Raw genomic sequence first — 25151 nt, 5'->3', positions numbered from 1 at the left:
GACTTTTGCTATCGTATTATTCTTTTATCGTTGGCGGCAATTGATGATGAAAGGAAGTAAATATTAAAGAAATGTTTTATTTATAACAAAAAATTAACTGAGAGGTTTTATCATGATTTCTGCGAGCACACTGAACTCAGAACTCATTAATAAAATCGCACAGGATTTTGCGCAGGCCACCAGTCTGGCGGTGGTGGTCGTCAATATTCATGGTGATGAAATATCTGAACTGTTTAACTTCACACCTTTTTGCCAGCTGATGCGCCAGCATCCCCAGCACAGCACCCGCTGTCGAATGAGCGACCGCTGCGGCGGGCTTGAGGCGTCTAAAACCGATCAGCTCTGTATCTACCGCTGCCACGCCGGGTTAACCGATTTCTCCATTCCTCTGGTCATTGCCGGGCACCTTGTGGGCTTTGTGCTTTGCGGCCAGGTGCGCTTAAGCAACGATGTTGAACTGGTCGATATCCTCAACGTGGATGACCGCTGGCAGGCCGACCCTGAGCTGCTTAAAGCGTTTCGCGACGTGCCGGAAATGGACTACTCCAGAGTGATTGCTTCTGCTGATTTACTGAAGCTCATCGTCGAAAACTGCCTTAAAAAACAGCTCAACTTTGTGGTGATTAAAGATAATCCCCAGCAGCCGGAACCTGCGCGCGCCAGCCGCGTTGCCAGCCCTCATGACAGCAAAATGAAGAAGGCGCTGCGCTACATTGATGCCCATTTATCCGACGAGCTTCGCCTGGAAGACGTCGCCGCTCACGTTTATCTCAGCCCCTATTACTTCAGTAAGCTGTTCAAAAAATATCAGGGTATTGGCTTTAATGCCTGGGTGAACCATCAGCGGATGGTGAGCGCCAAAGAGCTGCTTTGCCACAGCGACTGGAGCATCGCCAGCATTGCGCGGAATTTAGGATTTTCGCAAACCAGTTATTTTTGCAAAGTTTTTCGCCAGGCCTATCAGGTGACTCCGCAGGCCTATCGCCAGCAAATTAACGCCAGATCACAAACTGAGCCATTTTAAATGACAATAATTTGTTATTGCCGATTTTTGTTATATCCGCGTATCTGGCTCATTATAAAATGAAAATATCTCATTCAGAGCAATAAATTGTCATAGCGCAACAAATTAATAATGAGAGAACGATAAGCTGCACCAGTTTTTATTTATTTGATGAGATAGAGTGATATCCGAAATGGCTTTCAGCGCGCCATCGGCGTAATGAAACGGCTTTGGTAATTAAAAATTAAACACGACGGGAGCCATCCTGCTTCCGTAAGATGTTCCGGGAATCATTCGAGTGGGTTTCATCCCGCTCGATAAAACCGACAGGCGCCAGGGAAGGGGGTGTGAATCCCCCGCAGCCCCCGCTGCTGTGATGCTGACGAACCCATATTTAGCCACTGATCTGCTTACCGGATTGGGAAGGATGGGGGAGGACGACGCTAAGCCAGAAGACCTGCCTGTCGGTAATAATCAACAACTTCGGTGGGAAGTGGGTTGCTCAGATGCGTACAGTCGAAAGACTGGGAATGCACGCAGCCCTACCACCCGGCACAGGATCGGGGTATGGCAGCCAGGCAGCACGCATTCATTCTTGCAGGTACCGGCAGCGGTTGTGGTAAAACTACGGTCACGCTTGGCCTGCTCAGCCTGTTGAAGCAGCGCGGCATGCGGGTTCAGCCCTGCAAAGTCGGCCCGGACTACCTCGACACCGGCTGGCACACCGCCGTCAGCGGCGTCGCTTCCCGCAACCTCGACAGCTTTATGCTCCCGGAACCGGTGCTTAACGCGCTATTTTGCGAACAGATGCAGCGGGCGGATATCGCGGTCATTGAGGGCGTGATGGGGCTGTATGACGGCTTCGGTACCGACCCAGGCTACTGCAGCACCGCCGCGATGGCTAAACAGCTCGGCTGTCCGGTCATTTTGCTGGTAGATGGCAAAGCGGTTTCCACCTCCATCGCCGCCACGGTGATGGGATTTCAACACTTCGACCCCAGTCTTAACATTGCCGGCGTTATCGTCAATCGCGTCAACAGCGAAAGCCATTATCAGCTTCTCAAAGGCGCCATTGAACGCTACTGCGAGCTGCCGGTGCTCGGCTACGTACCGCGAGTGGAAGGGGTGGCGCTACCCGAACGCCATCTGGGACTGGTTACCGCCCGCGAGTCGCTGGTTAACCAGCAGCCGTGGCGCGATTTTGCCCAAACGCTGGCGCAAACGCTGGATATTGAACAGCTTCTTACCCTCAGCCAGCTCTCCATCCTACCCGCCGGGGAGTGGCCGACGCTGCCGTCCCCTGATGCTGGCGCGGGCCTGACGCTGGCGCTGGCCGACGACGAGGCCTTCAACTTTTACTACCCGGATAACCTCTCGCTGCTTGAACGCTGCGGAGTGAATATCGTGCGCTTCAGCCCGCTGCACGATAGCGAGCTTCCACCGTGCCAGATGATTTGGCTCGGCGGCGGCTATCCGGAAATTCATGCTGCCGCGCTGGCGGCCAATACGCCGATGCTGGCGCAGCTGCAGGAGGCGCACCGGCGCGGGGTGGCGATTTACGCTGAATGCGGCGGTCTGATGTATCTCGGCAGCTCCCTGGAAGACGCCAACGGTGATATCTACCCGATGGCCAACCTTATTCCCGGCCATAGCAAAATGGGCAAACGGCTTACCCGCTTTGGCTACTGCGAGGCGCGAGCTATGCGCAAAACGCTGCTGGCGGCGCCGGGCGAAACCCTGCGCGGACATGAATTTCACTACTCGGATTTTACTCCCGAGTCCCCGGCGGTTCTGGCCTGCCGCAAGGTCCGCGACGGTATGACCCTTCAGCAGTGGTCCGGCGGCTGGCAGGTGGGCAACGCGTTCGCCAGCTATCTGCACCTGCACTTTGCGCAGCGCCCCACCATGCTCAAACACTGGCTGGCTGCGGCAAGGAGCGCGCTATGACGCTACTGGCATGGGGCGTTGCCTGGCTTCTCGATTTTATCATCGGCGATCCGCAAAGCTGGCCGCATCCGGTGCGCTGGATTGGCAACCTGATCGCCGCCGTTCAGCGCGGCGTGCGCCGCTATTGCCGTAGCGAGGTTGCCTTGCGCATCGGCGGCGGGGTGATGTGGATAGTTGTAGTCGGACTGACGTGGGGCGTCTGCTGGGGCGTGCTGACGCTGGCGCAGAGGATTCATCCGTGGCTTGGCTGGCTGGTTGAGGTCTGGATGATTTTCACCGTGCTGGCCGGACGCTGTCTGGCGCAGTCGGCGCGGGACGTCGAGCGACCGCTGCGCGCGGGGGATCTGGCGGAAAGCCGTAGCAAGCTGTCATGGATTGTCGGGCGCGACACGTCGCAGCTTGCGCCGCAGCAGATTAATCGCGCGGTTGTTGAGACGGTGGCGGAAAACACCGTTGACGGGATTATCGCGCCGCTCTTCTTCCTGCTGCTCGGCGGCGCGCCGCTGGCGATGGCCTATAAAGCGGTCAACACCCTGGATTCGATGGTCGGCTATAAGCACGAAAAATACCGCGCCATCGGCATGGTTAGCGCCCGCCTTGATGATGTCGCCAACTTTATCCCCGCTCGCCTGAGCTGGCTGCTTATCAGCCTCGCCGCTCTCCTCTGTGGTGAAGCGAGTGGCCGCGCGTTGCGCATCGGCTGGCGCGATCGCTACAACCACAGCAGCCCAAACTGCGGATGGTCGGAGGCCGCCGTCGCCGGGGCGCTCGGCATTCGGCTTGGCGGCCCTAACGATTACTTTGGTCAGCGCGTGGAGAAGCCGTGGATTGGCGAGGCGACGCGCGACGTTTCCGTAGACGATATTTCCCGAACGATTCGACTGATGTGGGTGTCTTCGACCCTGGCGCTGGCGCTGTTTATGGCGATCCGGTTCTGGCTGGTCGGCGCAGCCTGAGGACAAATGAATGCACTATATCCAGCAACCGCAGGCGATTGAGGCGAAAAGCTTCGACATTATTGGCGACATTATTGCGCAGACCCGCCCGGACTACCGCTTTGCCAGCCCGCTACACGAAGCCATTATCAAGCGGGTGATCCACACCACCGCCGATTTTGACTGGCTGGATATCCTGTGGTTCTCTCCCGACGTGCTTCCTCGCTTAAGCGCCGCCCTGAGCCAGCCCTGCACGCTTTATACCGATACCACCATGGCCCTTTCCGGGATCAATAAAACTCTGCTGGCGAAATTCGGCGGCGAGTGCCGCTGCTATATCAGCGATCCGCGCGTGGTGGCGGAGGCCAAAGCGCAGGGGATGACCCGCTCGATGGCGGCGGTCGATATTGCGGTTGCCGAAGAGGGCGAGAAGGTGTTTGTTTTCGGCAATGCGCCCACCGCGCTGTTTCGTCTGCTGGAGCATGATGTCGCGGTCAACGGCGTGATTGGCGTGCCGGTCGGCTTCGTCGGCGCGGCGGAGTCGAAAGACGCCCTGACGCAGAGCGGCCTGCCGGGCATTGCCGCGCTGGGTCGTAAAGGCGGCAGCAACGTCGCTGCCGCTATCGTCAACGCCATTTTATACCACTTACAGGGGGCGAGATGAGCGAGCAATCCTTCGACGCCCCGGTGTGGCACAACGGCAAGGCGCTGCGTAAAGGCTATACCACCGGATCCTGCGCGACGGCGGCGGCAAAGGTCGCGGCGCTGATGGTGATGCGCCAGCACCTCATTCATCAGATCTCCATCGTGACTCCTTCCGGCGTCACCCTGTGTCTTAACGTCGAATCGCCGCACGTCGAAGGGCAGCAGGCGATCGCCGCGATTCGTAAAGACGGCGGCGATGACGTTGACGCCACCCACGGCATGCTGATTTTCGCTCGCGTGACGCTCGACGACTCCGGCGAGATAACCCTGCGCGGCGGCGAAGGTATCGGCACCATCACCCGTAAAGGAATCGGCCTGCCTATCGGCAGCCCGGCGATAAACCGCACCCCGCGCCACACCATTGAGTCGGCGGTGCGCGAAGCGATAGGCCCGTCGCGCGGGGCGACGGTAGAGATTTTCGCCCCGGAGGGCGAGGAGCGGGCGCAGAAAACCTATAACTCGCGGCTGGGGATCCTGGGTGGTATCTCGATTATCGGCACCACCGGTATCGTGACGCCGATGTCGGAAGAGAGCTGGAAGCGTTCGCTGTCGCTGGAGCTGGAAATTAAGCGCGCGGCGGGGCTGGAGCGGGTGGTGCTGGTGCCGGGCAACCACGGTGAACGCTTCGTACGCGAGCAGATGGGCATCGACTCGCAGGTGGTGGTCACCATGAGCAACTTCGTCGGCTACATGATTGAAGAGGCCGTCCGCCTCGGGTTCCGTCAGATTGTGCTGATTGGCCATCCCGGCAAGCTGATTAAAGTCGCCGCCGGGATCTTCCATACCCACAGCCATATCGCCGATGCGCGCATGGAAACGCTGGTCGCGCATCTGGCGCTGTTGGGGGCGCCGCTGGCGCTGCTGCAACTGGTGAGCGAATGCGATACCACCGAAGCGGCGATGGAGCACATTGACGCGTACGGTTTTCAGCCTATCTATAACCATCTTGCTGAACGCATCTGCCTGCGGGTGATGCAGATGCTGCGTTTTACCAAAACGCCGCCCGTCTGCGACGCCATCATGTTCTCCTTTGATAACAAGGTCCTCGGCAGCAATCGCCCGGTGGCCGAGATTGCGCGGGAGATGTCATGTTAACGGTGGTTGGCATGGGGCCGTCAGGCCTGCATTTGATGACGCCGGCGGCGCAAGATGCGGTCGCCAGTGCGGATGCGCTGGTAGGCGGTAAGCGGCATTTGCAGCAGTTCCCCGGATTTCGCGGCGAACGGTTTGCGCTGGGCGCCAATATTGCCGAACTGCTGGTCTGGCTCGGCGAACGCGCAGCGCAGAAGGTGGTGGTGCTGGCCTCAGGCGACCCGCTCTTTTACGGGATCGGCACGCGGCTGATAGCCCACTTTGGCATCGATCGCGTGCGCATTATTCCCGGCATCAGCGCGGTGCAGTATCTCTGCGCGAAGGCCGGTATCGATATGAACGATATCTGGCTGACCAGCAGCCACGGGCGAGACGTCTGTTTTGATGAGCTGGCGCGTCAGCGCAAGGTGGCGATGGTGACCGACGGGTGCTGCGGGCCGCGGGAAATCGCCGCCCAGCTGGCGGCGCGGGGTAAAGGGTATCGCTGGATGGTGATTGGCGAAAATCTGGCGATGGATAACGAGCGGATCCACTGGCTACCGGTCAGTGAGGTCGATGCCGAATATGAGATGAACGCGGTGGTGATCCTCGATGAAAGATGAGCTTTTTCTGCGCGGCGAGAAGGTGCCGATGACCAAAGAAGCGGTTCGCGCGCTGGCGCTGGCCAAACTTGAACTGCACCGGGCAAGCCACCTGATTGATATCGGCGCCGGTACCGGCAGCGTGTCGATTGAGGCGGCGCTGCAGTATCCCTCTTTGCAGGTAACCGCCATCGAACGCAACCCCGCGGCTCTCCGGCTGCTGGACGAAAATCGCCAGCATTTCACCTGCGGCAATATTGAGATCCTGCCCGGTGAAGCGCCGATGGTGATTACCGAGCGGGCCGACGCCATTTTTATGGGCGGCAGCGGCGGCCGTCTCGACGAACTGATTGACTGGTCGTGGCAGCAGCTCTATCCCGGCGGCCGTCTGGTGATGACTTTTATCCTGCAGGAGAACCTGAACGCGGCTCTCGACTATCTGCAGCAGCGGGGGATTACACAGATTGATTGCCTGCTGCTGAACGTTTCATCGCTGACCGCGCTGGGCAGCGGCCACTATTTCAAACCGAATAATCCCGTTTTTGTTATCGCCTGTCAGAAGGAAGAAAACCATGGCTGAGACATTTGACCCCCGTAGTGTGTGGTTCGTTGGCGCAGGGCCGGGCGACCGTGAGCTGATTACCCTCAAGGGCTACCGCTTGCTGCAGCAGGCCCAGGTGGTGATCTACGCCGGGTCGCTGATAAACACCGAGCTGCTGGAGTATTGTCCGCCCGGCGCCGAGTGTCACGACAGCGCCGAACTGCATCTGGAGCAAATTCTCGACCTGATGGAAGCCGGCGTTAAAGCCGGGAAAACGGTAGTGCGTTTACAGACCGGGGACGTGTCGCTGTATGGCTCGGTCCGCGAGCAGGGTGAAGAGCTGACCAAACGCGGTATCGACTGGCAGGTGGTGCCGGGCGTCAGCGCGTTTCTGGGCGCGGCGGCGGAGCTGGGCGTCGAGTACACCGTGCCGGAAGTCTCCCAGAGCCTGATCATCACCCGCCTTGAAGGGCGCACGCCGGTGCCGGCGCGCGAGCAGCTTGAATCATTTGCCAGCCACCAGACTTCAATGGCGATTTACCTTTCCGTGCAGCGCATTCACCGGGTAGCGGAGCGCCTGATTGAAGGCGGCTATCCGGCAACCACGCCGGTGGCGGTGATCTATAAAGCGACCTGGCCGGAAAGCCAGACCGTACGCGGTACGCTGGCGGATATCGGCGACAAGGTACGCGAGGCGGGGATCCGCAAAACGGCGCTCATTCTGGTCGGGAATTTCCTGGGCTCTGAGTATCACTACTCAAAACTCTACGCGGCGGACTTTAGCCATGAATACCGTAAAGCCTGAATCAATCGCACTTTTCTGCCTGACGCCAGGGGGCGTTCGGCTGGCGAAACGGCTGGCGACGATGCTGCCGTTAACCTGCTTTACCAGCGAGAAGCTGCTGGAAGAGGGTTTTCTCCCTTTTGAAAACGGTTTTGCCAGCGCCGCGCGGGAGGCCTTCAGCAGCTATTCGGCGCTGATTTTCATCGGCGCCACCGGGATCGCGGTACGCGTGCTGGCCCCGCTGGTCAATGATAAGTTCAGCGATCCGGCCGTGGTGGTGATCGACGAACGTGGCCAGCACGTCATTAGCCTGCTTTCCGGCCATGCGGGGGGCGCGAATGCCCTCAGCCGCTATCTGGCCGGGATGCTCGGCGCCGACCCGGTGATCACCACCGCCACCGACGTCAACGAGTTGGCGGCCCTGGATACGCTGGCATTCCAGCTTAATGCCCGGATGAGCGACTTCCGCGCGGCGGTGAAAACCGTCAACCAGATGCTGGTCAGCCATCAGCGCGTCGGTCTGTGGTGGGACGAAGAGCTGGATGAAGACGTCCGCCACTGCGACCGGCGGGGGTTTATCACCGTGGCCGATCTGCACCAGCTTCCCGAGCTGGATGCGCTGGTCTGCGTCACGCTGCGCAACGAACTGCCGCCGATCGCCGTGCCGCACTGGAAGCTGGTGCCGCAGCGGGTGGTCGCCGGAATTGGCTGCCGCCGCGATACGCCATTCCCGCTATTAGCGGCGCTGCTGGCGCGCCAGCTTGAGGCGCAGCGCCTGGATCCGCTGGCGCTGAAAGCTATCGGCAGCGTCACGTTGAAGAAGCACGAGCAGGGGCTGATTCAGCTGGCTTCCTGCTGTCGCGTACCGTTCGAAACCTTTCCCGCTGATGCCCTGCGCGAGCATGAGCATCACTTTCCCGCTTCATCGTTCGTCAGAAAAACCGTCGGCGTGGGGAGCGTATCCGGTCCGGCGGCCTGGCTGCTGAGCCATGGGCAACTGTTAGGCGAAACCCTGCGCGAACAGGGCGTCACTATTACTTTGGGAGTTTCACACTGATGTTAAGCGTAATCGGAATCGGCCCTGGCTCGCAGTCCATGATGACCATGGAGGCCATTGAAGCGCTGCAGGCGGCGGAAATCGTCGTTGGCTATAAGACCTACACGCACCTGGTGAAAGCCTTTACCGGCGATAAGCAGGTGATTAAAACCGGAATGTGCAAAGAGATTGAGCGCTGCCAGGCGGCGATTGAGCTGGCGCAGGCCGGACATAACGTGGCGCTGATCAGCAGCGGCGATGCCGGTATTTACGGCATGGCCGGACTGGTGCTTGAACTGGTCAGCAAGCAGAAGCTGGATGTGGAAGTCCGCCTGATCCCGGGGATGACCGCCAGCATTGCCGCCGCCTCGCTGCTGGGCGCGCCGCTGATGCACGACTTCTGCCATATCAGCCTCAGCGACCTGCTGACCCCGTGGCCGGTGATTGAAAAACGCATTGTCGCCGCCGGGGAAGCCGACTTCGTCATCTGTTTTTACAATCCGCGCAGCCGCGGCCGCGAGGGCCATCTGGCGCGCGCCTTTGAGCTGCTGTCGGCCAGTAAAAGCGCGCAGACCCCGGTGGGAGTCGTGAAATCCGCCGGACGTAAAAAACAGGAGAAATGGCTGACTACCCTGGGGGAGATGGATTTTGCACCGGTCGATATGACCAGCCTGGTGATCGTCGGCAACAAAGCGACGTATATCCAGGATGGCCTGATGATCACGCCGCGAGGCTACGTGCTGTGAGCCACGGCGAGGTGCTGGTGATGGGCGGAACCAGCGACGCGAGGGCGCTGTGTCAGCAGCTTGACGCGGCGCAGGTCCCCTACACCCTGTCGGTGGCGACGCCCACCGGTCAGCAGCTGGCGGGGGATATTCGCGGCCAGGTGCGCTGCGGGCGCCTCGAGCTGGAGGAGATGATCGCCTGGCTGAAGGCTAACCGGACCCGCTGGGTGATCGATGCTTCGCACCCCTACGCCGAAGCGGTAAGCCGCAATATCGTCCGGGCCTGTGAAACCGCCGGCGTGCTGCTGAGCCGCTATCAGCGCCCAGAGCAGCTGAGCGGCCTGACGCATCCGCTGCTCTATACCGTGGAGAGCATTGAACAAGCCTGCGAGGTGGCGCGGCGTTTCGGCCAGCGCGTGCTGCTCACCACGGGAAGTAAAGATCTGGCGCGCTGGCGGGCGGGATTAGGTGACAAAACGCTGCTGGCCCGGGTGTTGCCGGTCGCCGATGTCATCGCGCAATGCGCCGCGCTGGGGTTTGGCGTAGGCGAGATTTTCGCCCTGTGCGGGCCGTTCAGCGCCGCGTTCAACGCCGCTTTCTACCGCCAGTGCCGGGCCGACGTGGTGATCACCAAAGCCTCCGGGGCCGAAGGCGGCTATCAGGAAAAAGTACAACCCTGTCTGGATGCCGGTATCCCCTGCATCGTGATTACGCGCCCGGCGCCGCTGGTGACGGGTGAAGAGTTACTGGAAAGTCAGGCTGCCTTTGCCCGGCGCTTATCGCGCTGGCTGGCCGCTGCTTAAGGAGTCAGAAATGAAAAAAGCGCTTCTGGTGGTCAGTTTTGGCACCAGCTATCCCGACACCTGTGAAAAGAACATCGTCGCCTGCGAGCGCGAGCTGGCGGCCAGCTGTCCGGACCGCGACACGTTTCGCGCCTTCACCTCCGGGATGATTATCCGCAAGCTCAAACAGCGCGACGGTATTGAGATTGATACGCCGCTGCAGGCATTGCAGAAGCTGGCCGAGCAGGGCTACCAGGATGTGGCGATTCAGTCGCTGCACATTATCAACGGCGATGAGTATGAAAAGATCGTCCGCGAAGTGCAAAGCCTGCGCCCGCTGTTCCTCCGCCTGACGCTGGGGGCGCCGCTGCTGAGCAGCCATAACGATTATGTCCAGCTGATGCAGGCGCTGCGCCAGCAGATGCCGCCGCTTGCCGCCGATGAAACGGTGGTCTTTATGGGCCACGGCGCCAGCCATCACGCTTTCGCCGCCTACGCCTGTCTGGATCATATGATGACGGCGAAGGGATTTCCGGCGCGGGTCGGCGCGGTCGAGAGCTATCCGGAAGTCGATATTCTTATCGATAGCCTGCGCCAGCAGGGGGTGAAGGGCGTACACCTGATGCCGCTGATGCTGGTGGCCGGCGATCACGCCATTAACGATATGGCCTCGGACGAAGAGGACTCCTGGAAAACGCTGTTCAACGCCGCCGGTATCACGGCGACGCCCTGGCTGAACGGGCTGGGAGAGAATCCGGCGGTGCGCGCAATGTTCGTCGCTCACCTGCAGCAGGCGCTGAGCCTTGCAATGGAGGAGGCGGCATGAGCGGCAAACTATATGCCTTAAGTACCGGCCCTGGCGCCGCCGACCTGATCACCGTGCGCGCGGCGCGGGTGCTGGGCACGCTGGACATTCTCTACGCGCCCGCCGGACGTAAAGGCGGCGACAGCCTCGCGCTCTCCATCGTGCGCGAGTATATCGGCGAACGGACCGAAGTACGCTGCTGCCATTTCCCGATGAGCGCCGACAGCGCGGAAAAAGAGGCGGTGTGGGATGAGGTTGCCGCCGCGCTGGTTCAGGAAGTGGAAGCGGGCAAGCAGGTCGGCTTTATTACCCTCGGCGACGCCATGCTGTTCAGCACCTGGGTGTTCTTACTCCAGCGTATCGGCTGCCCGGAGTGGCTGGAGATTGTTCCCGGCGTCACCTCTTTTGCCGCCATTGCCGCGCGTTCAAAAACGCCGCTGGCCATGGAGCAGCAATCGCTGGCAGTGATCTCCTGCACCGCGCCGGAAACGGAAATCGAGCAGGCGCTGCGCCAGCATGAAAGCCTGGTGCTGATGAAAGTGTACGGGCGGTTTCCCCGCATCAAAGCGCTGCTGGCGAAAAACGGTCTGCTGGATGCCGCGCTGATGATGTCTGAAGCCACGCTGCCGGGCGAGCAGTGCTGGCGCCATCTCAATGACGTCAGCGACGACCAGCCGCTGCCCTATTTCTCGACCATTCTGGTCAATAAACAGTGGGAGTATGCAGAATGAAACTTGAACAACAGCTAAAACAGCTGTCTTTCAGCGGGTTAGCTGCGGCGCTATTGCTGATAGTGGTTCCCGAAAAGGCTTTCGCGATGCACATCATGGAGGGGTTTTTACCGCCGATGTGGGCCCTGGCATGGTGGCTGCTGTTTTTACCCTGCCTGTGGTACGGGCTGGTGCGCCTGCGCCGCATTGTGCAGGAAGATAACAATCAGAAGGTGCTGCTGGCGCTGTGCGGGGCGTTTATTTTTGTCCTCTCGGCGCTGAAAATTCCTTCCGTAACCGGCAGCTGTTCCCACCCGACCGGCGTCGGCCTGGCGGTGATTCTCTTCGGGCCTGGCGTGGTGGCGATCCTTGGCGCCATCGTACTGCTGTTCCAGGCGCTGCTGCTGGCGCACGGCGGGCTGACGACGCTCGGCGCGAACGGGATGTCGATGGCGGTCATCGGGCCGGTGGTCGGCTACATGGTGTGGAAAATGGCCTGCCGCGCGGGCATTCGCCGCGACGTCGGGGTGTTTCTCTGCGCGATGCTGGCGGATCTGGTGACCTACTTTGTCACCTCCGTACAGCTCGGCGTGGCCTTTCCGGATCCCGCCGCCGGCGCGACCGGATCGATCGTCAAGTTTATGGGGATCTTCTGCCTGACGCAGATCCCGATCGCCATTGCTGAAGGACTGTTAACCGTCATGATCTACGACCAGTTGACCAAACGTCAGCTGATTACCGCACAGGGGCATTAACATGAAAAAGACGCTGATATTGTTCGCCATGGTGGTGGCGCTGGTGATCCTGCCGTTCTTTGTCGATCACGGCGGCGAATTCGGCGGTTCAGACGGCGAGGCGGAGAGCCAGATTCAGGTGGTCGCGCCGCATTATGAGCCGTGGTTCCAGCCGCTGTACGAACCGGCTAGCGGAGAAATTGAGAGCCTGCTGTTTACGCTCCAGGGCTCTCTCGGCGCGGCGGTAATTTTCTATATTCTGGGCTACAGCAAAGGCAGACAGCGCCGTGATGACCGGGTTTGACCGACTCAGCTATCAGAGCCGCTGGTTTCACGTCGCACCGGAGCGCAAGTTCCTGTTCTGGCTGCTGCTGATGGTGCTGGCTTTTACCCTGCCTCCGCTGGGGCAGGGTATCGAAATGGCGCTGATTGCCGCCTTAACCTGCTGGCTGCTGCGGGTCTCGCCGTGGCGCTGGTGCCGTTGGATGGCGCTGCCGTTTGGCTTCCTGCTGATCGGTGTGCTGACTATTCTGTTCAGCGTTAGCCGCAATCCGCAGGATCTGCTGGTGAGCCTGCCGCTGGGCAGCGTCTGGCTGGGCATGACGTCGGAGGGGTTGACGACCGCCAATCAGACCTTCTGGCGCAGCCTGGCGGCGCTGGCGTCCACCTTCTGGCTGGTGCTGAATCTGCCGTTCCCGCAGCTTATTTTGCTGCTCAAGCGCGGACGGGTACCGCGGCTGCTGACCGAGCAAATCCTGCTGACCTGGCGTTTTATTTTTATTCTTTTAGACGAAGCGCTGGCGATTCACCGTGCGCAAACATTACGTTTTGGCTACCGTAGCGTGCCGAAGGGCTATCGTTCGCTGGCGATGCTGGTAGGACTGCTGTTTACCCGGGTGATGATTCGCTACCAGCAGATGAGCACCACGCTGGATATCAAACTGTATCAGGGTGATTTTCACCTTTAAGGATAAGTATGCTTGCCACGACCGATCTCTGGTTTCGCTATCAGGACGAGCCGGTGCTGAAGGGGCTGACGCTGGATTTTTCCCATCACGCCGTGACCGGACTGGTAGGGGCGAACGGCTGCGGAAAATCCACGCTGTTTATGAACCTGAGCGGTCTGCTGCGCCCGCAGAGCGGGGCGGTGCTATGGCAAGGAAAACCGCTGGACTACAGCAAGCGCGGCCTGCTGGCGCTGCGTCAGCAGGTGGCGACCGTTTTCCAGGACCCGGACCAGCAGATTTTCTATACCGATATCGACAGCGATATCGCCTTTAGCCTGCGGAACCTGGGCGTAGCGGAAGAGGAAATTGCCCGCCGGGTGGACGATGCCCTGACTCTCGTCGATGCCCAGGGGTTTCGTCACCAGCCGATTCAGTGCCTGAGCCACGGGCAGAAAAAGCGCGTGGCGATAGCCGGCGCGCTGGTGCTGCAGGCGCGCTATTTACTGCTCGACGAGCCGACGGCGGGTCTCGATCCTTCGGGACGCGCGCAGATGATCGACATCATTAAGCGTATTGCCGATCGGGGCAACCACGTGGCGATCTCCAGCCACGATATCGATCTGATCTATGAAATCAGCGATGCGGTTTACGTGTTACGCCGCGGCGAAGTGCTGGCGCACGGCGAACCCGGGGAGGTGTTTGCCCGCAGCGAACTGATGGCCCAGGCCGGGCTCACCCAGCCGTGGCTGGTGAAACTGCACGCGCAGCTCGGGCTGCCGCTGTGTAAAACCGAAGAAGAATTTTTTACGCGGATGCGAAGCAACGCGATGAAGGAGGCGTCATGACGCTGGCAATTATGTTACAGGGCACCGCTTCTGACGTCGGCAAAAGCGTGCTGGTCGCGGGGCTGTGCCGCATCTTTTATCAGGACGGGCAGCGCACCGCGCCGTTTAAATCGCAGAATATGGCGCTTAATTCCGGTATCACGCCGGATGGCAAAGAGATGGGCCGCGCGCAGATTTTCCAGGCCGAAGCGGCGGGTATTATCCCGGATGTGCGCATGAACCCGGTGCTGCTTAAGCCAACCAGCGACCGCAAAGCGCAGGTGGTGCTGATGGGCAAGGTGGCGACCGATATGGACGCGGTGAGCTATCACGAATATAAACCGCGCCTGCGGGAACAGATCCTCGCGGTTTATAACAGCCTGGCCGCCGAACATGATGTGCTGGTGCTGGAAGGGGCAGGAAGTCCGGCGGAGATCAATCTGCGCGATCGCGACATCGTCAATATGGGCATGGCCGAGATGGCCCAGTGCCCGGTGATCCTCGTGGCGGATATCGATCGCGGCGGCGTATTCGCCTCTATCTACGGCACGCTCGCGCTGCTGCACGATCGCGAGCGCGCGCGGGTCAAGGGCGTGATTATTAATAAATTTCGCGGCGACGTGGCGCTGCTGTATTCCGGGATCGAGCAGATAGAAACGCTCACCGGCGTCCCGGTGCTCGGCGTCATGCCGTGGCTGGACGTCGATCTTGAAGATGAGGACGGCGTCGCGCTGCAAAAAGGGAAATATCTGCGCACCGACAGGCGCGATATTGAGATTGCCGTGATTCAGGTGCCGCACATCTCCAATTTTACCGATTTCAACGCGCTGGCGGCGCAGCCGGACGTCCGCGTCCGCTATGTTCGCCAGCCGCAGGAGCTGGCGGGCGTGGATATGGTGATCCTGCCGGGCAGTAAAAATACGCTCGGCGACCTCGGCTGGCTGCGCGAGAGCGGCATGGCGCATGCGGTAGTGCAGGCCCGGCGTCAGGGCGTACCGGTGCTGGGGATCTGCGGCGGCTATCAGATGCTCGGCGAAACCATTATCGATGAGGTAGAGTCGGGGCTTGGCACGCAGCCGGGGCTGGGGTTGCTAAATACCGTCACCCACTTTGCGCAAAGCAAGACGACGACCCAGGTAACGGCGACCCTGGCAACAGCGCTGCCGGCGTGGCTGGCGGCGACGGCGGGGCTGACCGTAAGCGGCTACGAAATTCATATGGGCGAAACCGAGCTGCGCGACGGCTGCCGTTCGCTGATGCAATTACATAAAGGCAGCCTGAGCGTGGCGGACGGCGCGGTCAGCGATGACGGCCTGGCGTTTGGCACCTATCTGCACGGCCTGTTCGATAGCGATGCATTTACCCGCGCGCTGGTTAACGGCCTGCGCCAGCGTAAAGGGCTGGCGGCGCTGGATAGCGATTTCGAGTATGCGCAGTATAAATCGCGCCAGTTCGATCTGCTGGCGGATACGATGCGTCAGCATATTGATATCGAAAAAATCTACGCCATCATGCGCCAACATCAGGAGCCCGTATGCTGACTTTAGTGACCGGCGGGGCGCGCAGCGGTAAAAGCCGCCATGCCGAAGCGCTGATCGCCCATGCGCCGCAGGTACTGTATATCGCCACCTCGCAGGTCTTTGATGACGAGATGGCGGCGAGGATCCAGCACCACCGCGACGGCAGGCCCGCGCACTGGCGCACCGCCGAGCGCTGGCAGCAGCTTGATGAGCTGATCACCCCGGATATCGCCCCAGAGGAGGCGATTTTGCTGGAATGCATCACCACCATGGTGACCAACCTGCTGTTTGCGCTGGGGGGCGACAGCTCGCCGGACGGCTGGGATTATGCGGCGATGGAGCGGGCGATCGACGCCGAAATCGCGGTACTGATTGCCGCCTGCCAGCGCTGCCCGGCCCGCGTGGTGCTGGTGACCAACGAGGTAGGGATGGGGATTGTGCCGGAGAACCGTCTTGCCCGCCATTTCCGCGATATCGCCGGACGCGTCAACCAGCGCCTTGCGGCGGCGGCAGACGAGGTGTGGCTGGTGGTGTCGGGCATTGGCGTAAAAATCAAATAGGCCAGGCGCGCCGTAACGGGCGTTATTCTTCCTGCTGGCTCTGCTATGAGTCAGCCAACAAGACGAGAACCTCTATGCAAAGCTTAACCTCTCTACTGGGCGCGATCCCTGCGCCTGATGAAAACGCGATGGCGCGCGCCCGGCTTCATATTGATGGTCTGCTGAAACCGCCCGGAAGCCTTGGACGCCTTGAAGATCTTGCCGTGCAGCTGGCGGGTATGCCCGGTCTTGAAGGTGTGCCGCAGGTGAAAAAAAAGGCGCTGCTGGTGATGTGCGCCGACCACGGCGTGTGGGACGAAGGGGTCGCCATTTCGCCAAAAGCGGTGACCGCGATTCAGGCGGCGAATATGACGCTGGGCAAAACCGGCGTTTGCGTACTGGCGGCGCAGGCGGGCGCGAAGATGCACGTGATTGATGTTGGAATCGATGCCGAGCTGATACCGGGCGTCATCAACATGCGCGTGGCGCGCGGCTGCGGCAATATCGCCGTTGGTCCGGCAATGCGCCGCAGCCAGGCGGAAGAACTGCTGCTGGAGGTGATGCGCTATACCCGGGGGCTGGCGGAGGATGGCGTCACGCTGTTTGGCGTCGGGGAGCTCGGAATGGCCAATACCACCCCGGCGGCGGCAATCGTCAGCGTCCTGACCGGCAGCGATGCCCAGGAGGTGGTGGGAATTGGCGCTAATCTGCCGTTGGCGAAGGTCGGCAATAAAGTTGAGGTGGTACGACGGGCCATCGCCGTTAACCGCCCCGATCCGCATGATGGTCTGGACGTGCTGGCAAAAGTGGGCGGTTTTGATTTATTGGGGATGACGGGTGTGATGCTGGGCGCGGCCTCCTGCGGTCTGCCGGTGGTGCTCGATGGCTTCCTCTCCTACGCAGCGGCGCTGGCGGCGTGCCGAATTGCGCCGCAGGTGAAACCCTATCTTATCCCGTCGCACTATTCGGCGGAGAAGGGGGCGCGTACGGCGCTGATGCATCTCGAGCTGGAGCCCTATCTGAATATGGGAATGCGTTTGGGAGAAGGCAGCGGCGCGGCGCTGGCGATGCCGATCGTTGAAGCGGCCTGCGCGATGTATCACGAAATGGGGATGCTGGCGGCGAGCAATATTGTGTTGCCGAAGGGCTGAGAAGGTGAGGGAGCGGCGCTTAGCCGTTCCCTGAATCAGGTATAAGATTTTGCGAATCGCAGAAACAAAAAAACACCCTTGAGGGTGTTTATGATGTTGGTTGCGGGGGCCGGATTTGAACCGACGACCTTCGGGTTATGAGCCCGACGAGCTACCAGGCTGCTCCACCCCGCGTCACCGTACTGCTTATATTGTCTTAAATTTTGATTGGTTGCGGGGGCCGGATTTGAACCGACGACCTTCGGGTTATGAGCCCGACGAGCTACCAGGCTGCTCCACCCCGCGTCACCGTACTGCTTGTACTTCATCAAATTTTAATTGGTTGCGGGGGCCAGATTTGAACTGACGACCTTCGGGTTATGAGCCCGACGAGCTACCAGGCTGCTCCACCCCGCGTCCGTGGAAGCGCACTATACTCCGCTAACGTTTTGATGCAACCCTTTTTGGCAGAAATCATCAATTTTGTAAAAAATGGTGCATATAGAATCACTTCCAGCCTATTTTTTGCGCAAAATTGCCTTTGCGGTACCTAAGCGCATTTCATTAGCCCTGGGGGTTTGTTATCTTCATCACGCACCCGGGCTTAGCAGCATAAAGAAGAGATACCATGAAAGGACGTTGGGCAAAATATGCAGTAACAGGCGCAATGCTGGCAATGCTGGCCGCCTGTTCCTCAAAACCGACCGATCGCGGTCAGCAGTATAATGAAGGTAAACTCACCCAGCCGTTTTCATTGGTTAACCAACCTGATGCGGTAGGTTCGCCGATCAACGCCGGCGATTTCTCCGAGCAGGTGAGACAGATTCGTAGCGCCTCTCCGCGCCTCTATACCAGCCAGAGCAACGTCTACAATGCGGTTCAGGAGTGGCTGCGTTCCGGCGGCGATACCCGTACGCTGAGCCAGTTTGGTATCGACGCCTGGCAGATGCAGGGAACGGATAACTACGGTAACGTCCAGTTTACCGGCTACTACACGCCGGTGGTTCAGGCGCGCCATACTCGCCAGGGCGAGTTCCAGTATCCGATTTACCGGATGCCGCCGAAGCGCGGCAAGCTGCCGTCCCGCGCCAGCATCTACGCCGGGGCTCTGAGCGACAACTACATCCTGGCCTACAGCAACTCGCTGATGGATAACTTCATCATGGACGTGCAGGGCAGCGGCTACATTGATTTTGGCGACGGCTCGCCGCTGAACTTCTTTAGCTATGCCGGGAAAAACGGCTGGCCCTATTACAGCATCGGTAAAGTGCTGATCGACCGCGGGGAAGTAAAGCGCGAAGATATGTCGATGCAGGCAATTCGCGAATGGGGCGAAAAGCACAGCGAGGCGGAAGTCCGCGAGCTGCTGGAGCAGAACCCGTCGTTCGTCTTCTTTAAACCGCAGTCCTTCGCGCCGGTGAAAGGCGCCAGCGCGGTGCCGCTGATCGGTCGCGCGTCGGTGGCCTCCGACCGTTCCATTGTTCCTGCAGGCACCACGCTTCTGGCGGAGGTGCCGCTGCTGGATAATAACGGTAAGTTTAACGGCCAGTACGAGCTGCGTTTAATGGTGGCACTTGATGTTGGCGGGGCGATTAAAGGCCAGCACTTCGATATTTACCAGGGCATTGGCCCGGATGCCGGGCACCGTGCCGGCTGGTATAACCACTATGGCCGCGTATGGGTGCTGAAAAACGCCCCGGGCGCAGGCAACGTCTTTAGCGGCTAGTTCTCACATTTTCCCCGGTCGCGCTGCGCTTACCGGGGCTACGGTCGCCTGGATAAGCCATTGACGACGTAATCCGGGAATATTTCCCGGAGCGACGGCTGATTTTGTTGCCCGGGTAAGGCCCTTGCCTCGCGACCCGGGAATGTCCACTTATTTTGAGGTTATATGTCTGTTGTAATTAGCGATGCCTGGCGCCAGCGCTTTGGCGGCACGGCGCGTTTATATGGTGAAAAGGCGCTGCAATGTTTTGCCGACGCGCACGTCTGCGTGGTCGGCATCGGCGGCGTAGGCTCATGGGCGGCGGAAGCGCTGGCGAGAACCGGAATTGGCGCGATTACCCTCATCGATATGGATGATGTCTGCGTGACCAACACCAATCGCCAGATCCACGCCCTTGGCGGCAACGTAGGTCTGGCGAAAGCCGAGGTGATGGCGGAACGCATTCGCCTGATTAACCCCGAGTGCCGGGTGACGGTGGTGGACGATTTTATCACGCCGGAAAACGTCGCCGAGTATCTGGGCGTTGGCTTTAGCTATGTGATCGATGCCATCGACAGCGTGCGCCCGAAAGCGGCGTTAATCGCTTACTGTCGTCGCCATAAGGTGCCGCTGGTCACCACCGGCGGCGCGGGCGGACAAATCGATCCGACGCAAATCCAGGTCGCCGATCTGGCGAAAACCATCCAGGATCCGCTGGCGGCAAAGCTGCGTGAGCGTTTGAAGAGCCAGTTTGGGGTGGTGAAGAACAGCAAAGGTAAGCTCGGCGTGGATTGCGTGTTTTCCACCGAAGCGCTGGTTTATCCGCAGGCGGACGGCAGCGTTTGTGCGATGAAAAGCACCGCTGAGGGGCCGAAGCGAATGGATTGCGCATCCGGGTTTGGCGCCGCGACGATGGTGACCGCAACCTTTGGCTTTGTCGCCGTCTCCCATGCGCTGAAGAAAATGCTGGCGAAGGCGGAGCGGCAGACGGCGTAAATTCCCGGGGCGCGGCGCAGGCGCCTTACCCGGGCTACAAGACAATTCCCCGGAGGCGGTGCTGCGCACCTGTCCGGGCGACAAAACCGCACGAACCCGTAGCCCGGACAAGGCGCGTCAAGCGCCGCCCCCGGGATGAGCTTAAACCTCAACCTCGCGGGCGGCGGCGAGCACCGCCTCACTCAGGGCGTTGAGCCCCTGGCTGCGCGAGGCGCTCAGCTGGCCGCGCAGCCCCAGCGCATCAAATAGCGCCAGCGGATCCTGCGCCAGCAGATCAGCGGCGCTTTTGCCTTCAATGGCGGTCAACAGCACCGCCAGCATGCCGCGTACGATACGGCCTTCGCTATCGCCGAAGAAATGCAGCTTGCCGTCGACGTCAATGAAGTGTCCCAGCCAGACGCGGTTTTCACAACCGGCAATCTCTTTGGCCCGCGCTTTGAGGTCGTCCGGCAGCGCAGGGAGCTGCTTACCCAGTAAAATTAGCTGGCGGTATTTATCCTCCCACTGGCTGAGCGGGGTAAACGTCTGGAGAAGGGTCGCTTCGGTGACGCGGGTACCAAAAGGGTGAGAAGTCGTCATTAATCCACCAGTATTTCCAGAGCGCGGTCCACGGCGTGCACCAGCGCGTAAACATCGTCCTGCGTGTTATAAGGCGCGAATGAGGCCCGCAGGGTACCGCTGACGCCAAGCGCCGCCAGCAGCGGCTGAGCGCAGTGCTGACCGGCGCGCAGCGCAATCCCCGATTCCGCCAGCAGCGTCACCATATCGCTATGGTGAACGCCGTCAAAATCAAACGCCAGCAGGCTGGCGTCCTGGCAGCGGAATGAACGGAATCCCGGACGTTTCGCCAGTTCCTCTTCCGCCAGCGTCGCCAGCCCACGGCTCCAGTTTTCCGCCTGTGCGATATCCGTCTCGTCCAGCCACTCCAGCGCTGCGCTCAGGCCAATCACCCCGGCGATATTGGGCGTTCCCGCTTCGAAGCGCCAGGGCGCGGGCTGGGTTTTAAAGCCGTCGAAAGTGACTTCGGCGATCATTTTACCGCCGCCGAGCCACGGCGACATTTTCGCCAGCCGTTCGCTTTTGCCATACAGCGCGCCGATGCCGGTCGGCCCGTAGAGCTTATGGCCCGAAAAAGCATAAAAGTCGATATCCAGCGTCTGAACGTCCGCCGGGAAATGCACCGCCCCCTGCGCGCCGTCGACCATTACCACCATCCCGGCATCGTGGGCCAGGCGAATCGCCTGCGCCAAATCCGGACAACCGCCGGTGACGTTGGACATCTGGCCAATCGCCAGCACCCGGCTGCGCGGCGTGATGAGCGCGCCAAGCGCGGCCACGTCCGGCAGGCGATCGGGAGCGATCGGTAGCTTCACTATCCTCGCGCCGGTTTGCTCTGCAACCATTAACCACGGCACCAGATTGGCATGATGTTCCGCTTCGCTGACGATAATCTCATCGCCGGGCTTCAGGCGCGGGCGCACGTAGCATTGCGCCACCATGTTAATGGCTTCAGTGGTGCCGCGCGTCCAGACGATATCCTGGCCGGAAGGGGCGTTGAGCAGCGCCGCCACGCGTTCGCGCGCGTTTTCATAGCGGTCGGTTAGCTGCCGGGCGGCAGCAAACTGGCTACGGTGGACGTTACCGCCGCTGAGGCGATAGAACTGGTCGCTGGCCTCAATGACCGCCAGCGGCTTGAGCGCCGTCGCTGCGCTATCAAGATAGACGCCAGCGTCGGCCAGCGCCGGAAACTGAGCGCGAAATTGGGCGGGGTTGAATGCGTTCATGAGACTCCTCGTATCGATACCAGGATCGTCGCGCAAATCAGCGGGTGATACAAGTTTTCTGCTAACTACTGGAATTTTCTGAATATGAATTCGCCGGCGTGAAAGATGGTTATGCTAAATAGTGTTGGGTTTGTGTTTTAACCTGGTACAGAACGAATCATAAACAGTATAAATAGTCGTAAGGAGAGAAAGATGAAAATGAATAAGACTGCCGCCATTATTTCTGCCTGTGTGCTGACCTTTGGCCTGAGCGCCTGTTCCTCTAACTACGTGATGCACACTAACGATGGGCGCACCATCGTCACCGACGGTAAACCGCAAACGGACAATGATACTGGCATGATTTCGTACAAAGATGCCTGGGGTAACAAGCAGCAGATTAACCGTTCTGACGTCAAACAGCTGGGCGAGCTGGATAACTGATTCAGGTATAGCAGGCAAAAAAAAGCACCGCGCAGTGCGGTGCTACATTAAATCACTATGGACAGACAGGGTAAATGTACAGGAAGTGAAAAGGGGTAGCTTCGCTACCATGGTCCGCAAACCCGGACCAATTGCAAACACAACAACACAACATCACAACCGTAAGCCAAAAGCTTGTTGGAACACGCATTCCAAAAAAAGCTCTTCGTTCCGGCTCAGGAAGTGCCGCCACTATAGGTATTTGCTGGTAGAAGCTCAACGGACAAATTATAATAGCTCAGATAAAAAAAACTAATAGGTTAACTGTTGTTTCCTGTTTGTTAAATTGCCTTAACATCTAAGCCAGAATAACTATGTCCAAGCGTTTGCCACCTCTGAATGCATTACGTGTTTTTGATGCAGCCGCCCGCCACCTTAGCTTCACTCGCGCCGCCGATGAGCTTTTTGTGACGCAGGCCGCAGTCAGCCACCAAATCAAGTCCCTGGAGGATTTCCTCGGCCTCAAGCTGTTCCGTCGACGCAATCGTTCTCTTCTTTTAACGGAGGAGGGGCAGAGCTATTTTCAGGATATCAAAGAGATTTTTTCGCAGCTCACCGAAGCGACCCGCAAGCTTCAGGCCCGAAGCGCAAAAGGGGCCTTAACCGTCAGTATGCTCCCCAGTTTTGCCATCCAGTGGCTGGTGCCGAGGCTGACAAGCTTTAATTCAGCTTATCCGGGAATCGATGTCAGAATCCAGGCGGTGGACCGCCAGGAAGATAAGCTGGCCGACGATGTCGACGTGGCGATTTTTTATGGCCGCGGCAACTGGCCGGGGCTGCGCGTGGAAAAACTGTACGCCGAATATCTGCTTCCGGTATGTTCCCCACTCTTACTTACCGGTGATAAAGCGTTGAAAACGCCTGCCGATCTGGCGCAACATACCCTGCTGCACGACGCTTCCCGCCGCGACTGGCAAACTTATACCCGTCAGCTGGGTCTAAACCATATCAATGTTCAACAGGGACCTATTTTTAGCCACAGCGCAATGGTGCTGCAGGCGGCAATCCATGGACAGGGGGTCGCGCTGGCCAACAATGTGATGGCGCAGTCCGAGATTGAGGCAGGCCGACTGGTCTGCCCGTTTAATGATGTTCTGGTCAGTAAGAATGCGTTTTATCTCGTTTGTCATGACAGTCAGGCAGAACTGGGTAAAATAGCCGCCTTCCGCCAGTGGATTCTGGCAAAAGCGGCTAATGAACAAGAAAAATTTCGCTTTCGTTATGAACAATAAATCATCGTAGGATAAACACATGACCAGCCGTTTTATGCTGATATTCGCCGCGATAAGCGGTTTTATCTTTGTGGCTTTGGGCGCGTTTGGCGCGCACGTTTTAAGTAAAACGATGGGCGTTGCGGAAATGGGCTGGATCCACACCGGCCTGCAGTATCAGGCTTTCCATACGCTGGCTATTTTTGGCCTGGCGGTGGCGATGCAGCGCCGCATCAGCATCTGGTTTTACTGGAGCAGCGTCTTTATGGCGCTTGGTACCGTTCTTTTTAGCGGCAGCCTCTACTGCCTGGCGCTATCGCATTTACGCCTGTGGGCGTTCGTTACGCCGGTAGGGGGCGTCTGCTTCCTCGCCGGTTGGGTATTAATGTTAATTGGTGCAATTCGTCTGAAACGTAAGGGCGTTGTTCATGAATAAAGTTGTCCTCTATTGTCGCCCTGGGTTTGAGAAAGAGTGCGCAGCAGAAATTACCGATAAGGCCTCGCGCCTTGAAGTATTTGGTTTTGCCCGGGTCAAAGATGACTCCGGCTATGTGATTTTTGAGTGCTATCAGGCTGAAGATGGCGAAAAGCTGGTGCGCGAACTGCCGTTCAGCTCGCTGGTATTTGCCCGCCAGATGTTTGTGGTCGGCGAACTGCTGCGCGATCTGCCGCCGGAGGACAGGATTTCCCCAATCGTCGGTATGCTGCAGGGCGTTGTGGAAAAGGGCGGCGAGCTGCGCGTAGAGGTCGCCGATACCAACGAAAGCAAAGAGCTGATGAAGTTCTGCCGCAAGTTTACGGTACCGCTGCGCGCTGCGCTGCGCGAAGCGGGCGTGCTGACCAGCTATGAAACGACAAAACGTCCGGTGGTGCACGTTTTCTTTATCGCGCCGGGCTGCTGCTACACCGGCTATTCGTTGTCTAACAACAACTCACCGTTCTATATGGGCATTCCGCGCCTCAAGTTTCCGGCCGATGCGCCGAGCCGCTCGACTCTCAAGCTGGAAGAGGCGTTTCACGTCTTTATTCCGGCGGATGAGTGGGACGAGCGCCTGGCGAACGGTATGTACGCCGTGGATCTCGGTGCCTGCCCCGGCGGCTGGACCTATCAGCTGGTGAAACGCAATATGTGGGTCTCCTCGGTGGATAACGGCCCGATGGCGCAAAGCCTGATGGATACCGGCCAGGTGACCTGGCTGCGCGAAGATGGCTTCAAGTACCGCCCAACGCGCAACAACATCTCGTGGATGGTGTGCGATATGGTGGAGAAGCCGGCGAAAGTGGCTGCGCTGATGGCGCAGTGGCTGGTGAACGGCTGGTGCCGTGAAACCATCTTTAACCTTAAGCTGCCGATGAAAAAGCGCTATGAAGAGCTGTCGCGCAACCTGGCCTATATCCAGGAGCAGCTGGATGAGCACGGCATCAACGCGCAAATCCAGGCGCGCCAGCTGTATCACGATCGCGAAGAGGTGACGGTTCACGTTCGTCGCCTGTGGGCTGCCGTCGGCGGTCGCCGCGACGAACGCTAGTTTAGCCGCTTTTGTAGGCCGGATAAGGCACTAAGAGCCTATCCCATTAGGGCTATTTTGTTTGCCATTTTGAACCTGGGCAGTGCTCAGAATCCTCACGTACTACGTGTACGCTCCGGTTCTT

28 protein-coding genes, 3 tRNA genes and 1 riboswitch are annotated in these 25151 nt (G+C 59.3%); of the genes, 26 read left to right on the top strand and 5 right to left on the bottom strand.

Annotation, left to right across the window (positions count from 1 at the left end):
- The first annotated feature begins 112 nt into the window (after positions 1-112).
- From pocR to cobT, 20 genes are all read left to right on the top strand, one after another.
- Positions 113-1024, top strand: coding sequence for a transcriptional regulator PocR (gene pocR / locus KO1_RS20635; RefSeq protein ID WP_004105115.1), 912 nt, complete (start codon positions 113-115; stop codon positions 1022-1024).
- A gap of 290 nt (positions 1025-1314) precedes the next feature.
- Positions 1315-1482: riboswitch (cobalamin riboswitch) on the top strand.
- An 88-nt stretch (positions 1483-1570) separates the two neighbouring features.
- On the top strand, positions 1571-2950 hold the full coding sequence (locus KO1_RS20630) for a cobyrinic acid a,c-diamide synthase CobB (protein WP_016809887.1): 1380 nt from the start codon (positions 1571-1573) through the stop codon (positions 2948-2950).
- Positions 2947-3906 carry an adenosylcobinamide-phosphate synthase CbiB gene (gene cbiB / locus KO1_RS20625; protein ID WP_047720717.1) on the top strand — a complete coding sequence of 320 codons (960 nt, stop codon included), beginning with the start codon at positions 2947-2949 and terminating at the stop codon, positions 3904-3906. The genes KO1_RS20630 and cbiB overlap by 4 nt, the downstream gene beginning before the upstream one ends.
- A gap of 10 nt (positions 3907-3916) precedes the next feature.
- Positions 3917-4549 (top strand): cobalt-precorrin-8 methylmutase, encoded by a 633-nt coding sequence (locus KO1_RS20620; protein ID WP_004105109.1) that lies wholly within the window; start codon positions 3917-3919, stop codon positions 4547-4549.
- The gene (gene cbiD, locus KO1_RS20615) at positions 4546-5685 is read left to right on the top strand and encodes a cobalt-precorrin-5B (C(1))-methyltransferase CbiD (protein ID WP_047720718.1); all 1140 of its coding nucleotides are present in this window, start codon (positions 4546-4548) and stop codon (positions 5683-5685) included. Before KO1_RS20620 ends, cbiD begins: the two co-directional genes overlap by 4 nt.
- The gene (locus KO1_RS20610; RefSeq protein WP_047720719.1) at positions 5679-6284 is read left to right on the top strand and encodes a cobalt-precorrin-7 (C(5))-methyltransferase; all 606 of its coding nucleotides are present in this window, start codon (positions 5679-5681) and stop codon (positions 6282-6284) included. The genes cbiD and KO1_RS20610 overlap by 7 nt, the downstream gene beginning before the upstream one ends.
- Positions 6274-6843, top strand: coding sequence for a decarboxylating cobalt-precorrin-6B (C(15))-methyltransferase (locus KO1_RS20605; RefSeq protein WP_004105104.1), 570 nt, complete (start codon positions 6274-6276; stop codon positions 6841-6843). The genes KO1_RS20610 and KO1_RS20605 overlap by 11 nt, the downstream gene beginning before the upstream one ends.
- Positions 6836-7609, top strand: a complete 774-nt coding sequence (locus KO1_RS20600) for a cobalt-precorrin-4 methyltransferase (RefSeq protein ID WP_004114994.1) — start codon at positions 6836-6838, stop codon at positions 7607-7609. The genes KO1_RS20605 and KO1_RS20600 overlap by 8 nt, the downstream gene beginning before the upstream one ends.
- Positions 7590-8645 (top strand): cobalt-precorrin 5A hydrolase, encoded by a 1056-nt coding sequence (gene cbiG / locus KO1_RS20595; protein WP_004105102.1) that lies wholly within the window; start codon positions 7590-7592, stop codon positions 8643-8645. Before KO1_RS20600 ends, cbiG begins: the two co-directional genes overlap by 20 nt.
- On the top strand, positions 8645-9370 hold the full coding sequence (locus tag KO1_RS20590) for a precorrin-3B C(17)-methyltransferase (protein WP_004105101.1): 726 nt from the start codon (positions 8645-8647) through the stop codon (positions 9368-9370). Before cbiG ends, KO1_RS20590 begins: the two co-directional genes overlap by 1 nt.
- Positions 9367-10152 carry a cobalt-precorrin-6A reductase gene (locus KO1_RS20585; RefSeq protein WP_004105100.1) on the top strand — a complete coding sequence of 262 codons (786 nt, stop codon included), beginning with the start codon at positions 9367-9369 and terminating at the stop codon, positions 10150-10152. Before KO1_RS20590 ends, KO1_RS20585 begins: the two co-directional genes overlap by 4 nt.
- Positions 10153-10162: 10 nt before the next feature.
- The gene (gene cbiK / locus KO1_RS20580; protein ID WP_004105099.1) at positions 10163-10957 is read left to right on the top strand and encodes a sirohydrochlorin cobaltochelatase; all 795 of its coding nucleotides are present in this window, start codon (positions 10163-10165) and stop codon (positions 10955-10957) included.
- Entirely contained in the window at positions 10954-11667 is a 714-nt protein-coding gene (locus tag KO1_RS20575) for a cobalt-factor II C(20)-methyltransferase (RefSeq protein WP_004105097.1), read from the top strand. Before cbiK ends, KO1_RS20575 begins: the two co-directional genes overlap by 4 nt.
- Positions 11664-12401 (top strand): cobalt ECF transporter S component CbiM, encoded by a 738-nt coding sequence (cbiM, locus tag KO1_RS20570; protein WP_004105094.1) that lies wholly within the window; start codon positions 11664-11666, stop codon positions 12399-12401. Before KO1_RS20575 ends, cbiM begins: the two co-directional genes overlap by 4 nt.
- Before the next feature lies 1 nt (position 12402).
- A complete protein-coding gene (locus tag KO1_RS20565) occupies positions 12403-12684 on the top strand; it encodes an energy-coupling factor ABC transporter substrate-binding protein (protein ID WP_004105092.1) in 282 nt (93 codons plus the stop codon).
- Positions 12671-13348: an energy-coupling factor ABC transporter transmembrane protein gene (locus KO1_RS20560; RefSeq protein WP_004105090.1), complete on the top strand. Its 678-nt coding sequence runs from the start codon at positions 12671-12673 to the stop codon at positions 13346-13348. Before KO1_RS20565 ends, KO1_RS20560 begins: the two co-directional genes overlap by 14 nt.
- Before the next feature lie 8 nt (positions 13349-13356).
- Entirely contained in the window at positions 13357-14172 is an 816-nt protein-coding gene (locus tag KO1_RS20555) for an energy-coupling factor ABC transporter ATP-binding protein (RefSeq protein WP_004105088.1), read from the top strand.
- Positions 14169-15692, top strand: coding sequence for a cobyric acid synthase (locus tag KO1_RS20550; RefSeq protein WP_047720720.1), 1524 nt, complete (start codon positions 14169-14171; stop codon positions 15690-15692). Before KO1_RS20555 ends, KO1_RS20550 begins: the two co-directional genes overlap by 4 nt.
- Complete coding sequence (cobU, locus tag KO1_RS20545; protein ID WP_004105085.1) at positions 15686-16231, top strand: bifunctional adenosylcobinamide kinase/adenosylcobinamide-phosphate guanylyltransferase; 546 nt, start codon at positions 15686-15688, stop codon at positions 16229-16231. Before KO1_RS20550 ends, cobU begins: the two co-directional genes overlap by 7 nt.
- A gap of 74 nt (positions 16232-16305) precedes the next feature.
- Positions 16306-17361, top strand: coding sequence for a nicotinate-nucleotide--dimethylbenzimidazole phosphoribosyltransferase (gene cobT / locus KO1_RS20540; RefSeq protein ID WP_016809884.1), 1056 nt, complete (start codon positions 16306-16308; stop codon positions 17359-17361).
- Positions 17362-17458: 97 nt separating this feature from the next.
- Here the strand turns inward: cobT and KO1_RS20535 are convergent.
- From KO1_RS20535 to KO1_RS20525, 3 genes are all read right to left on the bottom strand, one after another.
- A tRNA-Met gene (locus tag KO1_RS20535) sits at positions 17459-17535 on the bottom strand.
- A 34-nt stretch (positions 17536-17569) separates the two neighbouring features.
- Positions 17570-17646, bottom strand: a tRNA-Met gene (locus tag KO1_RS20530).
- 34 nt (positions 17647-17680) lie between these two features.
- Positions 17681-17757, bottom strand: a tRNA-Met gene (locus KO1_RS20525).
- Between the two features lie 211 nt (positions 17758-17968).
- Here KO1_RS20525 and mltA point away from each other — a divergent pair.
- Both mltA and tcdA read left to right on the top strand, forming a co-directional pair.
- Positions 17969-19066, top strand: a complete 1098-nt coding sequence (gene mltA / locus KO1_RS20520) for a murein transglycosylase A (RefSeq protein WP_004105083.1) — start codon at positions 17969-17971, stop codon at positions 19064-19066.
- A gap of 165 nt (positions 19067-19231) precedes the next feature.
- Entirely contained in the window at positions 19232-20041 is an 810-nt protein-coding gene (gene tcdA, locus KO1_RS20515; protein WP_004105082.1) for a tRNA cyclic N6-threonylcarbamoyladenosine(37) synthase TcdA, read from the top strand.
- A gap of 141 nt (positions 20042-20182) precedes the next feature.
- On the opposite strand, the gene csdE is transcribed toward tcdA, so the two are convergent.
- Complete coding sequence (csdE, locus tag KO1_RS20510) at positions 20183-20620, bottom strand: cysteine desulfurase sulfur acceptor subunit CsdE (RefSeq protein WP_004105080.1); 438 nt, start codon at positions 20618-20620, stop codon at positions 20183-20185.
- Complete coding sequence (csdA, locus tag KO1_RS20505; protein WP_004105078.1) at positions 20620-21825, bottom strand: cysteine desulfurase CsdA; 1206 nt, start codon at positions 21823-21825, stop codon at positions 20620-20622. The genes csdE and csdA overlap by 1 nt, the downstream gene beginning before the upstream one ends.
- A gap of 198 nt (positions 21826-22023) precedes the next feature.
- On the opposite strand from csdA, the gene KO1_RS20500 reads away from it, so the two are divergent.
- The 4 genes from KO1_RS20500 to rlmM all read left to right on the top strand — a co-directional run bounded on the left by KO1_RS20500 (position 22024) and on the right by rlmM (position 25027).
- Positions 22024-22248 (top strand): YgdI/YgdR family lipoprotein, encoded by a 225-nt coding sequence (locus tag KO1_RS20500; RefSeq protein WP_024274638.1) that lies wholly within the window; start codon positions 22024-22026, stop codon positions 22246-22248.
- A 353-nt stretch (positions 22249-22601) separates the two neighbouring features.
- Positions 22602-23519: a glycine cleavage system transcriptional regulator GcvA gene (gcvA, locus tag KO1_RS20495; protein WP_004114967.1), complete on the top strand. Its 918-nt coding sequence runs from the start codon at positions 22602-22604 to the stop codon at positions 23517-23519.
- 19 nt (positions 23520-23538) lie between these two features.
- The gene (locus KO1_RS20490) at positions 23539-23934 is read left to right on the top strand and encodes a DUF423 domain-containing protein (RefSeq protein WP_004105073.1); all 396 of its coding nucleotides are present in this window, start codon (positions 23539-23541) and stop codon (positions 23932-23934) included.
- The gene (rlmM, locus tag KO1_RS20485; protein WP_004114964.1) at positions 23927-25027 is read left to right on the top strand and encodes a 23S rRNA (cytidine(2498)-2'-O)-methyltransferase RlmM; all 1101 of its coding nucleotides are present in this window, start codon (positions 23927-23929) and stop codon (positions 25025-25027) included. The genes KO1_RS20490 and rlmM overlap by 8 nt, the downstream gene beginning before the upstream one ends.
- Positions 25028-25151 lie beyond the last annotated feature (124 nt).

Origin of the sequence: Klebsiella oxytoca NBRC 105695, from assembly GCF_001598695.1 — a bacterium.
Lineage (GTDB): Bacteria > Pseudomonadota > Gammaproteobacteria > Enterobacterales > Enterobacteriaceae > Klebsiella > Klebsiella oxytoca.
This window is presented reverse-complemented; position numbering and strand designations above follow the sequence as displayed.

What these genes read in the sequence shown, in the direction of transcription:
- cobU (WP_004105085.1), top strand. Translation starts at nt 15,686, where the DNA reads ATGCTGACTTTAGTGACCGGCGGGGCGCGCAGCGGTAAAAGCCGCCAT.
- cbiK (WP_004105099.1), top strand. Translation starts at nt 10,163, where the DNA reads ATGAAAAAAGCGCTTCTGGTGGTCAGTTTTGGCACCAGCTATCCCGAC.
- KO1_RS20490 (WP_004105073.1), top strand. Translation starts at nt 23,539, where the DNA reads ATGACCAGCCGTTTTATGCTGATATTCGCCGCGATAAGCGGTTTTATC.
- pocR (WP_004105115.1), top strand. Translation starts at nt 113, where the DNA reads ATGATTTCTGCGAGCACACTGAACTCAGAACTCATTAATAAAATCGCA.
- KO1_RS20605 (WP_004105104.1), top strand. Translation starts at nt 6,274, where the DNA reads ATGAAAGATGAGCTTTTTCTGCGCGGCGAGAAGGTGCCGATGACCAAA.
- KO1_RS20575 (WP_004105097.1), top strand. Translation starts at nt 10,954, where the DNA reads ATGAGCGGCAAACTATATGCCTTAAGTACCGGCCCTGGCGCCGCCGAC.
- csdE (WP_004105080.1), bottom strand. Translation starts at nt 20,620, where the DNA reads ATGACGACTTCTCACCCTTTTGGTACCCGCGTCACCGAAGCGACCCTT.
- rlmM (WP_004114964.1), top strand. Translation starts at nt 23,927, where the DNA reads ATGAATAAAGTTGTCCTCTATTGTCGCCCTGGGTTTGAGAAAGAGTGC.
- KO1_RS20550 (WP_047720720.1), top strand. Translation starts at nt 14,169, where the DNA reads ATGACGCTGGCAATTATGTTACAGGGCACCGCTTCTGACGTCGGCAAA.
- cbiG (WP_004105102.1), top strand. Translation starts at nt 7,590, where the DNA reads ATGAATACCGTAAAGCCTGAATCAATCGCACTTTTCTGCCTGACGCCA.
- KO1_RS20590 (WP_004105101.1), top strand. Translation starts at nt 8,645, where the DNA reads ATGTTAAGCGTAATCGGAATCGGCCCTGGCTCGCAGTCCATGATGACC.
- mltA (WP_004105083.1), top strand. Translation starts at nt 17,969, where the DNA reads ATGAAAGGACGTTGGGCAAAATATGCAGTAACAGGCGCAATGCTGGCA.
- KO1_RS20565 (WP_004105092.1), top strand. Translation starts at nt 12,403, where the DNA reads ATGAAAAAGACGCTGATATTGTTCGCCATGGTGGTGGCGCTGGTGATC.
- cbiM (WP_004105094.1), top strand. Translation starts at nt 11,664, where the DNA reads ATGAAACTTGAACAACAGCTAAAACAGCTGTCTTTCAGCGGGTTAGCT.
- cobT (WP_016809884.1), top strand. Translation starts at nt 16,306, where the DNA reads ATGCAAAGCTTAACCTCTCTACTGGGCGCGATCCCTGCGCCTGATGAA.
- KO1_RS20620 (WP_004105109.1), top strand. Translation starts at nt 3,917, where the DNA reads ATGCACTATATCCAGCAACCGCAGGCGATTGAGGCGAAAAGCTTCGAC.
- KO1_RS20560 (WP_004105090.1), top strand. Translation starts at nt 12,671, where the DNA reads ATGACCGGGTTTGACCGACTCAGCTATCAGAGCCGCTGGTTTCACGTC.
- cbiD (WP_047720718.1), top strand. Translation starts at nt 4,546, where the DNA reads ATGAGCGAGCAATCCTTCGACGCCCCGGTGTGGCACAACGGCAAGGCG.
- KO1_RS20600 (WP_004114994.1), top strand. Translation starts at nt 6,836, where the DNA reads ATGGCTGAGACATTTGACCCCCGTAGTGTGTGGTTCGTTGGCGCAGGG.
- gcvA (WP_004114967.1), top strand. Translation starts at nt 22,602, where the DNA reads ATGTCCAAGCGTTTGCCACCTCTGAATGCATTACGTGTTTTTGATGCA.
- KO1_RS20610 (WP_047720719.1), top strand. Translation starts at nt 5,679, where the DNA reads ATGTTAACGGTGGTTGGCATGGGGCCGTCAGGCCTGCATTTGATGACG.
- csdA (WP_004105078.1), bottom strand. Translation starts at nt 21,825, where the DNA reads ATGAACGCATTCAACCCCGCCCAATTTCGCGCTCAGTTTCCGGCGCTG.
- cbiB (WP_047720717.1), top strand. Translation starts at nt 2,947, where the DNA reads ATGACGCTACTGGCATGGGGCGTTGCCTGGCTTCTCGATTTTATCATC.
- KO1_RS20555 (WP_004105088.1), top strand. Translation starts at nt 13,357, where the DNA reads ATGCTTGCCACGACCGATCTCTGGTTTCGCTATCAGGACGAGCCGGTG.
- KO1_RS20630 (WP_016809887.1), top strand. Translation starts at nt 1,571, where the DNA reads ATGGCAGCCAGGCAGCACGCATTCATTCTTGCAGGTACCGGCAGCGGT.
- tcdA (WP_004105082.1), top strand. Translation starts at nt 19,232, where the DNA reads ATGTCTGTTGTAATTAGCGATGCCTGGCGCCAGCGCTTTGGCGGCACG.
- KO1_RS20500 (WP_024274638.1), top strand. Translation starts at nt 22,024, where the DNA reads ATGAATAAGACTGCCGCCATTATTTCTGCCTGTGTGCTGACCTTTGGC.